General features: G+C 66.4%; 13 protein-coding genes. 4 read left to right on the top strand and 9 right to left on the bottom strand.

Annotated features, from left to right (window positions below; all coding sequences use genetic code 11):
* Positions 1-71: 71 nt before the first annotated feature.
* Together HMPREF3115_RS01270 and HMPREF3115_RS01265 are read left to right on the top strand one after the other, a co-directional pair.
* Positions 72-719: a TetR/AcrR family transcriptional regulator gene (locus HMPREF3115_RS01270; RefSeq protein WP_006405516.1), complete on the top strand. Its 648-nt coding sequence runs from the start codon at positions 72-74 to the stop codon at positions 717-719.
* 117 nt (positions 720-836) lie between these two features.
* Positions 837-1,328, top strand: coding sequence for a flavodoxin family protein (locus tag HMPREF3115_RS01265; protein WP_070553251.1), 492 nt, complete (start codon positions 837-839; stop codon positions 1,326-1,328).
* Positions 1,329-1,359: 31 nt separating this feature from the next.
* On the opposite strand, the gene HMPREF3115_RS01260 is transcribed toward HMPREF3115_RS01265, so the two are convergent.
* Positions 1,360-1,944 carry a DUF2889 domain-containing protein gene (locus HMPREF3115_RS01260; RefSeq protein WP_006405514.1) on the bottom strand — a complete coding sequence of 195 codons (585 nt, stop codon included), beginning with the start codon at positions 1,942-1,944 and terminating at the stop codon, positions 1,360-1,362.
* 687 nt (positions 1,945-2,631) lie between these two features.
* On the opposite strand from HMPREF3115_RS01260, the gene HMPREF3115_RS01255 reads away from it, so the two are divergent.
* Entirely contained in the window at positions 2,632-3,288 is a 657-nt protein-coding gene (locus tag HMPREF3115_RS01255; protein WP_039223382.1) for a ProQ/FinO family protein, read from the top strand.
* 552 nt (positions 3,289-3,840) lie between these two features.
* On the opposite strand, the gene HMPREF3115_RS01250 is transcribed toward HMPREF3115_RS01255, so the two are convergent.
* From HMPREF3115_RS01250 to HMPREF3115_RS01215, 8 genes are all read right to left on the bottom strand, one after another.
* Positions 3,841-4,206: a bleomycin resistance protein gene (locus HMPREF3115_RS01250; RefSeq protein ID WP_070553250.1), complete on the bottom strand. Its 366-nt coding sequence runs from the start codon at positions 4,204-4,206 to the stop codon at positions 3,841-3,843.
* Between the two features lie 66 nt (positions 4,207-4,272).
* A complete protein-coding gene (locus HMPREF3115_RS01245) occupies positions 4,273-4,881 on the bottom strand; it encodes a nitrogen fixation protein NifQ (RefSeq protein WP_070553249.1) in 609 nt (202 codons plus the stop codon).
* Positions 4,878-5,303 (bottom strand): TOBE domain-containing protein, encoded by a 426-nt coding sequence (locus tag HMPREF3115_RS01240; RefSeq protein WP_006399338.1) that lies wholly within the window; start codon positions 5,301-5,303, stop codon positions 4,878-4,880. The genes HMPREF3115_RS01245 and HMPREF3115_RS01240 overlap by 4 nt, the downstream gene beginning before the upstream one ends.
* Positions 5,304-5,423: 120 nt before the next feature.
* Positions 5,424-6,929 carry an efflux transporter outer membrane subunit gene (locus HMPREF3115_RS01235; protein ID WP_065496835.1) on the bottom strand — a complete coding sequence of 502 codons (1,506 nt, stop codon included), beginning with the start codon at positions 6,927-6,929 and terminating at the stop codon, positions 5,424-5,426.
* Positions 6,926-7,891, bottom strand: coding sequence for an efflux RND transporter periplasmic adaptor subunit (locus HMPREF3115_RS01230; RefSeq protein ID WP_069221698.1), 966 nt, complete (start codon positions 7,889-7,891; stop codon positions 6,926-6,928). The genes HMPREF3115_RS01235 and HMPREF3115_RS01230 overlap by 4 nt, the downstream gene beginning before the upstream one ends.
* 7 nt (positions 7,892-7,898) lie before the next feature.
* Complete coding sequence (locus tag HMPREF3115_RS01225; protein WP_006399335.1) at positions 7,899-8,111, bottom strand: DUF1656 domain-containing protein; 213 nt, start codon at positions 8,109-8,111, stop codon at positions 7,899-7,901.
* A 34-nt stretch (positions 8,112-8,145) separates the two neighbouring features.
* Entirely contained in the window at positions 8,146-10,278 is a 2,133-nt protein-coding gene (locus tag HMPREF3115_RS01220; protein WP_006399334.1) for an FUSC family protein, read from the bottom strand.
* Positions 10,275-10,754, bottom strand: a complete 480-nt coding sequence (locus tag HMPREF3115_RS01215) for a MarR family winged helix-turn-helix transcriptional regulator (RefSeq protein WP_006405507.1) — start codon at positions 10,752-10,754, stop codon at positions 10,275-10,277. The genes HMPREF3115_RS01220 and HMPREF3115_RS01215 overlap by 4 nt, the downstream gene beginning before the upstream one ends.
* Positions 10,755-11,159: 405 nt before the next feature.
* On the opposite strand from HMPREF3115_RS01215, the gene HMPREF3115_RS01210 reads away from it, so the two are divergent.
* Positions 11,160-12,572, top strand: coding sequence for a MocR-like ectoine utilization transcription factor EhuR (locus HMPREF3115_RS01210; RefSeq protein ID WP_006405505.1), 1,413 nt, complete (start codon positions 11,160-11,162; stop codon positions 12,570-12,572).
* Positions 12,573-12,680: the final 108 nt, after the last annotated feature.

Raw genomic sequence — 12,680 nt, 5'->3', positions numbered from 1 at the left:
TCCGAAAAAGTACACTCAGCAGTGTAGTTTCTTATTCGAAAAAGTAAACTACGCGGTGTAAAATTTTTCGAATGAACACCACCTCGTCTCCACAGCGCCTCACCGACCGCAAGCGTGCCGCCATTGTCGATGCGGCGATCGAGGCGTTTCTCGCTTCCGGTTACGACGCAACGAGCATGGATCGAATCGCTGCCCACGCCGGCGTATCGAAGCGCACGGTCTACAATCATTTTCCGAGCAAGGACGCGCTGTTCGTCGCGATCCTGCAGAAACTGTGGAACGCGACGCAGGACGACGGCACACCTGCATATCGCGACGATGTCCCGTTGCGCGAGCAACTCGTCGCGCTGTTGAATCGCAAACTAAAGTTATTGAACGACGAGTCGTTCCTGGCACTTGCGCGTGTCGCGATCGGCGCGGCGATGCATTCGCCGGAGCGCGCACGCGACATGGTCGCGCGCCTCGGCGAGCGCGAAGAAGATGTCACCGTATGGATCCGCGAAGCGTCCGCCGCTGGACGTTTGTCTGTATCGGACCCTATATTCTCCGCCCAACAACTGCATGGCATCGTGAAGGCGTTTGCGTTCTGGCCGCAATTGACGATGGGCCAGCCGCCGCTCGATTCGCAGGAGCGACTCAGGGTTGCTGAATCGGCGGCCGACATGTTTCTCGCGCGCTACTCGCGCGCCGACGGCAAGGACGCCCCGGTCAAATCGTGAGATTGAGCGCACTTCCTGCGCGGGGCGGCGAGGCCGGAATCGCTGAAGCCTGCTGCGCTTATCGACACCGATATGCATATCACCAGTACGGACGCATCGGAGCGTGAGGACCGATCAATGAAAACGCTGCTGATCGTCTATCACACGATGACCGGCGGGACGCGGCAGATGGCCGAGGCGGCTGCCGCGGCTGCACGCGACGAATCGAGTGTCGACGTCCGGCTGCAGCGCGCGGATGCGACTACGCCGGAGCACGTATTGACCGCCGACGCGTATCTCTTCGCGACGCCGGAAAATCTTGCGGCGATGTCCGGCGTCATGAAGGATTTCTTCGATCGTTGTTATTACCCCGTCCTCGATCGCGTGAACGGCCGGCCGTATGCGGCGATGATCTGCGCGGGCAGCGATGGTCAGAACGCGCTACGCCAGATCGATCGGATCGCGACCGGCTGGCGACTCAACAACGTGGCGCCGGGCCTGATCGTATGCACGCATGCGCAAACACCGGAGCGCATTCTTGCGCCGAAGACCATCGGCGCCGACGATCTGGCGCGCTGCGCGGAGCTCGGCGCAGCGCTCGCGGCAGGACTGGCGCTCGGCATCTTTTGATTCGTGATGCCGTCGCCGGATGCGCGCTCGACTAATCTCCCGTCTTCGCCGCTTCCGGTCGATGATGTTCTGGCCAGAGACGCTTTACGAGATCGCGCGAAGCGCCGTAGGCATAGCAGCTGTCTATTTTCACCGGCTTGCCGTTGCTGTCGTACTCGTTCAGCGACGACGGGCGAAATCCGACCATCGTCTGATACGCGGCCGTCGCGAGCGGCGTAAGGATCTCCTTCAAATGCGTGCAGGTGTCGCACGACGGCAGACGCTTGCGGACCTCGCTGTTCCACCCGGCACCGATGCGCAGGCCGACCAGCGCCTGCAGCGAATCGCCGCCGCCGGGACATTGCGCGTACGGATGCGATTTGATGAAGGTGGAAACCGCGCGAACGATCATGTCGCCATCGAAGACAAGCGTGACGCCCAGATCGTGAATCGGCGCATGTGCGGCGATCATCCGTGCATCGCCGGGCGGCGTAAAGTCGACAGGCTTTCGGTCCGTCAGACACGCCGTCACTTCGAACAAGCCGTCGCTGCGTCGATAACCGCGCATGTCGATCTGCCGATGATGAATTTCCTCGCGCGTGACGTCTTCCTGCGCGGTGTCGTGTGGGGAAACCATGGATCTGCTCCGTTGCGCAACCGGGTTTGCATAGGCGATGTGTATGCGGCCGGGCACGCGATGACATGGACGCACAACAGCCGGACGCTGCACGACATACTACGCACTTTCGTGCTTTTCGGCAGCGATGCGACTCGGGACGAAAAGGATGCGTACGCAACGAAATAGACGGGGGCATCGACGCGCGTTTCGCGCCGTCCGTTCATCGCACCGCTGAGGCGACGGGATATAGGTGACAACATTCGCGCGATCTTGCGCAACGCGATCTCGACTCCTCATGGCACCATGCCTCCGTCTCACGATTGGAGAATCGTTCCTTCCCGTCGCGCAGCACGCCGCCACACCGGAAATCATCGTGCCCAATTGCGCCTGACATCCCGTCCATTTTCGTTACCCAGCACCGCCGCTTTCCTGCGCTCACCGACCCGTCGGTCGCCGTCCACGTCCACGCATTCCGGCCGATCCGGACCAGTGAGTCAGCCGTCATCCGCGCGTACCGGTATACTTCGACTCCTGCCTTGTCCGGCATCTTGGCCGGTGCCTGAAACAGTGGCGTGCGCGATGCGGTTTCGTCGCGATCCGCGTCGGCGGCAGATGCTGCAGCCGATGCGGCGAAGCGCGTGGTCCGACGTCGATACGCGCGATGGCCGCGCGAATCACGCCTTACACTCCTGGTGGATTGAATTTATGGGTTTTGAACAACTTGCCGAATTGCGGGCGCAGCTCGCAGCGAAGGCCAAGCAGGAACGGAACGCGAAGCGGCCGGCAACGCGTCCGGACACCGGCGCGAAGCCGTCCGGCGATCGTCCGCCTCGCGGGGCCAAATCGGGTGCCGGCACCAAAGCAGCGACGAGCGCGAAGGCCGCGCCGGCAAAGCCGTCGGCGCCCGTCGATCCCGTGATCGTCGCGATCGGAAAACTGCAACGGCGTTTTCCGCGCGCTTTCCCGAAGAATCCGGCACCGAAGGTGCCGCTGAAGGTCGGTATCTGGGAAGACCTCGCGCGCGAAGCACAGACGCTCGGTCTGAGCGAAGCGGAGCTGCGCGATGCGATGTCGACGTGGTGTCGCGGCAACCGTTACTGGTCGTGCCTCGTTGAAGATGCGGTCCGCGTCGACCTGCAGGGCAACGAAGCAGGGCGCGTGACGCGCGACGATGCGGCGCGTGCGCGACACCTGAAGTCGCGGCGTCCCGGCAAGGGTGCTGCGAAGCCGGCGAAGGGCGCGCAGCAGCCGAAGGCCGACGCGCAGACGGACGCCGCCGTGCAGCAGCCGGCCGCCGCGGACACGCAACCGTCGGTCGAACCGGCGCCGCAAGTCGAACAGCAAGCGGCTGGTAACGAGTAAGGTCGGATACGTCGCTGCGCCATCGCGCGGCGACGTCCATCGGCGGCAGGCATGCAGCCGACCTGTCGCGTCGTTCTGAACTGCGGCGCCGTAAACGCGAAGTGACAAACGTCACGCGCGAGCAGCGGCATGGACGCTTGCACGGTTCATCGACGCGTAGCATTTCGCGTTCCCAAGCGAAGTCGGCACACGATTCGTGCGAAGTGCAGCTCGGAAAATTCGTGATCCTGATCGAGCGACGACACATACCGTTCGCCATGAACGAACGGACTTGAGCCCATTGCGCTGCCGATGCTCCGTGTTCGAGACCACATCCTGCGCCGACATCGCCATCGTCCATGGTCCCTTTCGACGCGAGGCTCGCCGGAAATGATGCGATACCTTCGCCCATCTCTCGATGAGCAACGCGACGCCTGGTAAGCAAGGCGCACGCGTTCATCAATCGGGCGCAATCTTCACTGACCGACGCACCAGGCGTAACCACCGTACCGACAGCATCCGCGCACGGCGCACCGCCCACCGTTCGCCCCACAAGCCCCCAACGGCCTACATTCACCCGCCGTTCTGAACCAGCCGAATCAACGTTCCATCGAGATCAACCAGCGCACCGACCTTACCACCCCACGCCTCGGGCTTTGGCCGATGCACGCGAGGCCATCCGGTCGTCGTCTCCGGTATGCCGGCCGCGATCACTTCATCGAAGAACGCGTCGACGTCGTCGAGGCGAAAACAGCAGCTGAACCAGCTTTCAGCCGGATCGAGATCGGCATGCCGAAAGAACTCGAGTAACAGATCGCGTCGCCGCAGAATCATCCAGTCTTCATCGCGCCAGGTTTCGATAAAACCGAACTTGGCGTAGAAGCGCGACGTCGCGTCGAAATCGCGCGAGGGCAGATTGGGGCTGGCAATATCGGTCATGGCGAGATGCTCCGAGTAGCGGCACAGCGGACCGAGGCGACGCAGCCGCGCAACCGTGGCGACCGACTATCGCTGCGGAGGAAAGCAAACAGGAAAGTCCTCGCAGCCCGGACATCCGGGCGCGGGCCCCGGCGGCAAGCCGAGCGATGCAGCGGCTTCCTGCGCGAGGAATTTCTTCCAGCGCAGCTGACCGACGTTGCGCGCCGCGACCGCCGGAAAATAGCGATCGAGCATCGCCGCGACCGCGCCACGGCCGTCGAGCCCGAGGTCGCGCCACAGATGATCGCCGCGCAGACACGCATGCGCGATGATCGAAGCGACGCAGTCGGCGTCGTCGACCGCCACTGCAGCGCCGACATCGCGCATCAGCAGTGCATGCAAGGTCGCGACGAACGTGGCATGTGCGGGCGGCAAGGAGCGAACGATAAAAGGCGCTGCCAATGCCGCGGCGACGTCGCCGGACAACGCCGGAAAATGTCGCGCGAGCAGCCGCGTCAATTGCGCGTGCGACAGACCGAGCAGCGCGAGCTCGTTGCGGCTCGCGCGCGCCGCGACGAGCGCGGCGAACAACCGCGCGTCGGGGCTGCCCGGATCGACCGCGCCCGACAGCAGCGAGCGAAATGTCTCGGCACCTTCCGTACACGCGCTCGCATCAACCGGCTTCGAATCCTTCACTCGATGCCGACGATCACGCTCGATGCCTTGAACATCGCCGTCGCGGCGCTGCCGCTCGCGAGTCCGAGTCGCTCGACGCTATCGTTCGTGACGATCGCGATGATTTCGGTGCCGCCGGCCGTCCTGATCGCGACCTCCGAATTCACGGCACCCTTCGCGACCGACGCGACGGTGCCCGCGATGCAGTTGCGCGCCGAGACCTTGCCGGCATCGACATCGACCATCACGATGACCGACGACGCCTTCACGAGCGCGAACGCTTTCGTGCCGGTCGACAGGCCGAGCGACGCGGCGCTGCCGTGCGTGATGACCGCGACGATCTCGAGGCCGTCCTGCGTGCGCAGCGTGATTTCGTCGTTGACGGCGCCCGTCTTGACGGCGCTGATCTGACCGGTGAATTGATTGCGGGCACTGGTTCGCATGGCGAGTCTCCGGGGACGGGCCGCATCGCGCGCGGCAAATGAACAACGAAAGTGCGGTCGAGTTTACCGCCGATGCGACCGGCGTGCGGCATTCGCCCTGCACGACACGCTTATCGCGCGTTATTCGCCGCGCCGTCCGCCGTCCGCCGTCGCCGGCCGTGCCGACGACGTCTCCTGCTGCGACGCAGCGGGCGTCGCGTCACCTTCCCATCCGCCGCCGAGCGCGAGAAACAATCTCACCTGATCGGCCGCGACCTGTCCTTCGGCGGCCGCGACTTGCGCGTGCACGCTGGTCAGCGTGCGTGTCGCGTCGAGATCGGCGATGAACGACTCGCGTCCGGCGCGATAGAGCCGATGCGTTTCGTCCGCGGAGCTGCGTGCCGACTCGTACGCGGTACGCAGTTCGTCCGCGCGTTGCACGTCGGCCGCATACGCGGCGAGGCTCGACTGCGTTTCGCGCAGCGCATTCAGTACGACGCCGTCGAAATGCGCGAGCGCACCGCCGGTCGCGGCTTCGGCCTCGCGCACACGCGCGCGCTGTCCGTTGACCGGAAAGGTCCAGCTGATCAGCGGGCCGAACGACCAGCGATTCGTCGTCGACGAGAAGAGATCGGCGGCGACGCCGACCGATCCCGCCGACGCGCCGATGCTGATCGACGGATACAGCGCGGCGGTCGCGACGCCGATGCGCGCGGTCGCAGCCGCAAGTTGACGCTCGGCCTCGCGCACGTCGGGACGGCGGCGCAGCAACGCGGCGCCGTCGCCGATCGGAATCGGCCGGCGCAGCTTCGGCAGCCGTGCGCATTCGGTGACGGCCTTCGGCAAGTCGGCCGGCGCGCGCGCGAGCAGTGCGGCGAGTTGGTACTGCGCGATCTTGCGGCGGCTTTCGAAGCGCGGGATGTCGGCGGCGAGCGTGCGGACCTGCGTGACGCCGCGCGTCACCTCGGTCTGATTGCCGCGACCGACGTCACGCAGCCGCTGCGACAGCGCGACACGCTGCCGCTGCAGCGCGACCGACTGCTTCGCGATCTCGAGCTCCTCACCGGCCGAACACGCTTCGACGTATGCGCGCACGACGTCGGCGACGACCGTGATGCGCGCGAGATCGGCGGCGGCCTGCACGGCCTCGCTGTCCGCGCGCGCCGCTTCGACGCCGCGCCGCAGCTTGCCGAACAGATCGATCTCGTACGACACGTTGATGCCGACCGACCCTTCGTTGACGACCGGCAGCTTGTTCTCGAGCAGATACTGCTCGGCCGATTCCTGCGCGCGTTGCACCGCGGCTTCGGTGCGGCCCGAGAAGCCGCCCTGCTGGTTCGCGACCTCGAGCGCCGCACGCGATCGCGCGAGATTGGCCGCCGCGACGCGCAGGTCGGTATTCGACGTCAGCGCGCTGCGCACGAGGTCGTTGAGCGCCGGATCGTCGTACAGCTGCCACCAGTTGCCGGGTACCGCATCGTGCGAAACGAGCGTCCCGTTCGCATCGTCGAGCGCGTGATTGGCAAGCGGTGCGTTCACGTACGCCTGCTGCGGCAGCGTGTAGTCGGGGCCGACCGACTTGCATGCGCCGAGCGCGAGGGCGAGCGGTGCAAGCGTCGCCGCGACGCGAAGACCGGGCCGCTTCATTGCGACGCTCCCGCCGCGCTGGCGGCCGTGCCGGACGCGGTAGGTGCGACAGGTGCGGCCGGCGCGACCGGCTGCGCGCGGTCGCGGCGCTGCGTATCGGGCGCGCGCACGGCGACGGTCGCGGTGCGCCCCGCGATCATGCGGAAATCGTCCGGCACTTCGTCGAGCGCGACGCGCACCGGCACGCGCTGCGCGAGCCGCACCCAGCTGAAGGCGGGATTCACGTTCGGCAGCAGGTTCGACCCTTGCGTGCGGTCGCGATCCTCGATCGCCGCGACGATGCTCTGCACGTGACCGCGCAGCGAGTGCGGTTCGCCCATCACGAAGATGTCGACGGGCTGACCGATATGGATGCCGCGCAGCTTGGTTTCCTCGAAATAGCCGTCGACGCGGAACGAGTTGCGATCGACGACCGACAGCACGGCACGGCCGGCCGGCACGTATTCGCCGACGCGCGGTGCGCGATCGTTCAGATAGCCGTCGACGGGGCTCACGACGGTCGTGCGCTGCAGATTCAGCTTCGCGGTGTCGAGCGACACCTGCGCATCCTGCACCGCCGCTTCGCCTTGCTCGACGCGCGTGCGGCTCTCCTCGACCTGCTCGCTCGCGACGAGATTGCCGAGCTGCAGGTTGCGCGCATATTCGCGCTTCGCTTGCGCGAGCGTCGCGCGGCGCTGGGCGAGCGTCGCTTCGGCGAGCCGTTCCGCGAGCGCGTAGCGCGCGCGGTCGATCACGAACAACACCTGCCCACGCGTGACGGCCTGGTTGTCGGCGACTTCGACGGACGTGATCAGCCCCGACACGTCGGGCGCGACCTGAATTACGTCGGCGCGCACGTGCCCGTCGCGCGTCCATGGCGAGAACATGTAGTAGTCGATCACGCGCCATAGCACGAGCGCGGCGACGACGACGACGATCAGGGTGAGCAGGACCTGTCCTGCCGAGAGCCAGGGTTTTTTCACGTTCACGTTAGGTAGCCACGAAATGGTGGGACACGATCACGACGGCGGCGAATACGAACACGTAGATGCCGAGATCGAAGATCGAACGGTGCCAGACGAGGCGGTAGAAGCCGATGCGATCGAGCACGGTGCGCACGGCGACGTTGATCAGGTAGGCGATCAGCATCAGCACGAGCGGAGCGGGCACGAACACGCCGAGAATGTCGATTTCGCCGATCATGGTCGCGGTCGGAAAGTCGGGTAGGGAAGCGGCATCATGCCTGCGCTCCGTCGGGCGTTTGCGGCGCGCGGGTGGACGCGGCCGGATACAGCGACAGACGCAGGCCGACGAGCGCATGCAGCGCGTCGCGCAGCCGGCGATGCATGACCGGGATCGCGTGACCGGCCGGCGGCGCATCGCCGGGCGCGGGTGCCGCGCCGGGCAGATTGCGGCCGACCACGCGCCGCAGCGCATCGTCGATCGATTCGAGCAGCGCGGGCGGTACCGGCTGACGCGCATTCGCCGCGGCGCAGCGCGCGTAGTGGTCGGTTACGCCGGCGAGCACGCGATCGATCGCGTCGGACAGATCGCCGGACAATTTGCGCCGCAGCCGGCGCAGATCGAGCGCGTTCAGCGCGATGCGCAGGTCGCGGAAGCTCTCGATCGACGGATGACGGTGGTCGTCGGAGGCGCCGAGACGCGGCAGCAGTTGCGTCACGCGATCGAGCATGCGCGACGCATGGTTGCGCTGGTCCTCGAGCGGTTGCGTCGAGGCCGAGCGTGCGACGTCCTCCCAGCCCGAGCGCAGCAGCCGCCGCACCGCGAGCTCGGCGCCGAACGGCCGCGTCGCGCGTGTCCACACGTAGGCGAACAGCAGTCCCGCGACGCCTGCAAGGTTGCTGTTCAGAAACACGAAGAAGTCGGCGTCATAGGCGCCCTGGATGCTGACGAACGTCGCCGTGTTGACCGCGACGAGCATCGTGACCATGTTGAACTGCGGTCGCGGCAGCAGCGTGCCGATCAGGATGAACGGGCCCGCGAACATCAGCACGAGCATCGGGAAATCGTGCACGTGCGGCAGCACGACGAAGAGGTAAAGCCCCGCGAACACGACGCTCGCGGCCGTCGCGAGGAAGAACCGGAACACCATCGGCGCCGGTTCGTCGAGCGCCGCGAAGAAGCTGCACGCGACGGCCACGAGCGTGACGGCGCCGGCACCGTCGTGCCAGCCCGATTCGATCCACAGCCAGCATGCGAACACGATTGCGCCGACGACGGTCAGCGTCGAGAACAGCATCATGCCGCGATCGAAGAAGCGCTCGGTGCCGCCGAGCCGCCAGTGCCGGTAGCGCGGCTGCCACACGCCCGATTCGTTCGCGATCAGCGCGCGCAGCGAACGGCAGTCCTGCCAGATGTCGATCACCTGGCGCAGCCGCCATAGCGCGTTCGACAGCAGCGCGCCGTCCCAGCTCGCGAGTGCCTCGTCGGTCGGCTGCAGCGCCGCGATGCCGGCGCGCAGGCGGTCCGCGACCGGATCGTCGGCCATGTCGCCGTCGGTGCCGGGCTTGATCGTGGGCAGCGGTGCGTCGAACCATGCCGCGGCGTCGGCGAGCAAGGCATCGAGTGCGGGCGGCCGCACGTGCAGGTCGCGCATCAGCGCGATGAGCGGATCGGCAAGCGACGACATCAGCGGCAGGAACAGCTGCATTCGCCCCGCGAGCGCCTGCGCGCGCGACAGCACGCGCGGATGCGCATGGTCGTAGCTCAGTTGGCTCAGCAGGAATTCGAGGCCCGTGATCGTGGTCGCGAGCCGCTGCCGGCAGGCGCTCAATGCCTTGCCGGCGATACGGCCGGACAGCGTTTCGCGCCCGTAGAACGCGGCATCCCTGAACCAGGCGTCGGTGCGCTCGATCAGCGTCGGCGCGAGCCGGTTCGGAAACACCGTGCTGCCGACCACGCTCGCGCAGACGATCCCGAGCACGATCTCTTCGGTGCGCGCGATCGCGACGTCGAACACGCTGGCCGGGTTCGTCACGGTCGGCAGCGCGACGAGCGGCATCGTGTAGCCGGCAAGCATGAACACGTAGCTGCGCGCGGTGCGGTCGGAGATCGCGAGGTAGAGCAGCGTGCCGCACCATGTTGCGACGATGACGCTGAACAGGAGCGGCGTCTCGACGAACGGCGGCACGAAGAAGATCGCCGCCGCCGCGCCGAGTGCGGTGCCGAGCGCGCGATACAGCGCCTTCGAGCGCGTCGCGCCGACGAACGGGTTCGACACGATGTAGACGCTCGCCATCGCCCAGTATGGACGCGGCAGCTGGAAGTACAGGCCGAGATACAGCGCCAGCATCGATGCGGCGAATGTCTTGCCCGAGAACAGCCAGTCGCGAAGGCTCGGGTAGGTCATGACGCGGAAGCGGCGGAGTGCGGCGCGCGCGGCGTCGATGCATGTGCGTCGGCGCCATTGAATGCGGTCAGCACGCGCAGCGTCGCTTCGAGGTCGCTGCGCGAGATCCCCTTGAGCACCTGCGCGCGCAGCACGCGCAGATCTTCCTCCATCTTCTCGGTGACGGCGCGGCCCTCGGCCGTCAGCGAGATCGTTTTCGCTCGGCGATCGTGCGGATCTTCGTCGCGGCGCGCGAGGCCGGCCGCGCACAGCTGATCCAGCAGACGCACGAGCGACGGGCCTTCGATGCCGACGTACTCGGCGAGCGTGCCCTGACGCACGCCTTCGCCGAGGCGACCGGCGATCAGCAGCGGCGTCGCGCACGCTTCGGACACGTTGTACGCGGTGAGCATGCTGTCGCTCGCGCGGCGCCACTTGCGCGCGCTGAGCACCAGCAGGCTGCTGACGGCGAGGCGGAGATCGTGCAGATTCGTCATGGGCGAGATGATAGGGCAAAACCATTCGATAGCAAACTATCGTTCGGTGTCATCCGGCTGTCACGTCGTCGTGCGGTTCGGCCGCCCGCAACGACGAATCTAGGCCGCGCGCGACGCACGGTCAAGCGGCGCGATGCCGAGGCTGTGCCTTCGTCCGGTCCGGTGCGCTCAATATTGAATAGTCTGACGTCAGCCGTTCCGCGACCCCGCGCTCGGACACGGCGCGGGCGCCGCGCGTGCGGAGGCCGGACTGTCATCTTTTCGTAAGACATGCGTAGCAGGCACGCAAAGTGCACGCCGCGGTACGGCCCGCAGCGTCCTGCTTTCGCACGCGATTGCACTAGGACAATATTTTTCGGGTGTCTTTCTGAGCGACCATGCGGAAGCAACGACGGAGACATCGAGATGGGACGGACCGAGGTATCGACACGCTGGCACGACGCGATCGGCGCCGTGCATGGCATCGAGTCGAAATACAAGCGGCTCGTGAAGGCGATCGCCGCCGACATCGAGAGCGGCGCGCTTGCGCCCGGCGCACGGCTCGCGCCGCAGCGCGACGTCGCGGCCAGTCTCGGCGTCAGCGTGCAGACCGTGACCAACGCGTACAAGGAGCTCGAAAGGCAGGGCCTGATCCGCTGCGAGGTCGGGCGCGGCAGCTTCGTCGCCGCGCGCGTGACCGAGTCGATGTCGAACTACATGCTCGATACGGCCGAACGCGAGCTCGTCGATTTCTCGATCGCGCGCATCGTGCATACGCCGGAACACGACGCGGCATGGCGGGCCGTCTGCGCGGAGCTGGCCGGCACCGAGGATCAGCCGTGGATCCGCTCGTTCCGGCCGATCGCCGGCCTCGACGCGCATCGCGAAGCCGGCGCCGCATGGCTCGCGTCGCTGAACATGCCCGTGCACCCGGAATCGTTGCTGATCACGAACGGTGCCGCGCACGGCATTTTTCTCGCGCTCGCGTCGATCGTCGGCCCGGGCGACACCGTGCTCTGCGAAAGCCTGACCGATCATGGCGTGATCGGCTCCGCGAACGTGCTCGGGTTTACGCTGAAGGGGCTCGAGATGGACGAGCACGGGATCCGCCCCGAACACTTCGAGGAAATGTGCGACGGCGAGCGGATCAGCGCGCTCGTTTGCACGCCGACGCTCAACAATCCGACCGTCTCGATGATGTCCGATTCGCGACGCCGGTCGATCGCGCGGATTGCGGCGCGCTACGGCGTGTACGTGATCGAGGACGACGTGTACGGCGCGCTTCCCGCCAAAACCGCCACGCCGATCGCGAGCATGATTCCCGAGCTCGGCTTTTACTGCACGAGCATGACGAAATCGGTGCTGACGGGGTTGCGCACCGGCTACCTGGCCATGCCGCGGCGCCTTGCTCTGCGCGTGGAGAGCGTGCTGCGCGTGAGCAGCTGGATGGCGACGTCGCCGATCGCCGAGATCGCGACGCGCTGGATCGCGGACGGCACCGCGCGCCGGCTCGTCGAGCTGCAGCGGCAGCGGCTCGCGGTGCGGCAGGAGATGGTGAAGGCCGCGCTTGGCCCATATCTGCTCGGCGCGCATCCGAACGCGCTGTCGGCGTGGCTGCGCGTGCCCGACTACTGGCAGGCCGATCGCCTCGTGCGCGAATTGCGCACGCGCAAGATCGCGGTCACGTCGCCCGATCCGTTTCTCGTCGGCGGTACCGAGCGGCCGAACGCGGTGCGCGTGTGCATCGGCGCGGAAACCACCGACGCCGCGTGCAATGCGGCGCTCGAGACAATGGCCGGCGTGTTCGAGCAATATCCGCACGTGCACGATTTCCACTGACTTTCCGCTGCAGCGATGCGGCGCCGCACACAAGCGCCGCACAATGTACCAGGACATTCGAAAGCGCAATTTGGAACATTAGACTGGATCGCACCACATCAATGAGGC

The sequence above is a fragment of the Burkholderia sp. HMSC10F09 genome (genome assembly GCF_001806955.1).
GTDB classification, from domain to species: domain Bacteria; phylum Pseudomonadota; class Gammaproteobacteria; order Burkholderiales; family Burkholderiaceae; genus Burkholderia; species Burkholderia multivorans.
This window is presented reverse-complemented; position numbering and strand designations above follow the sequence as displayed.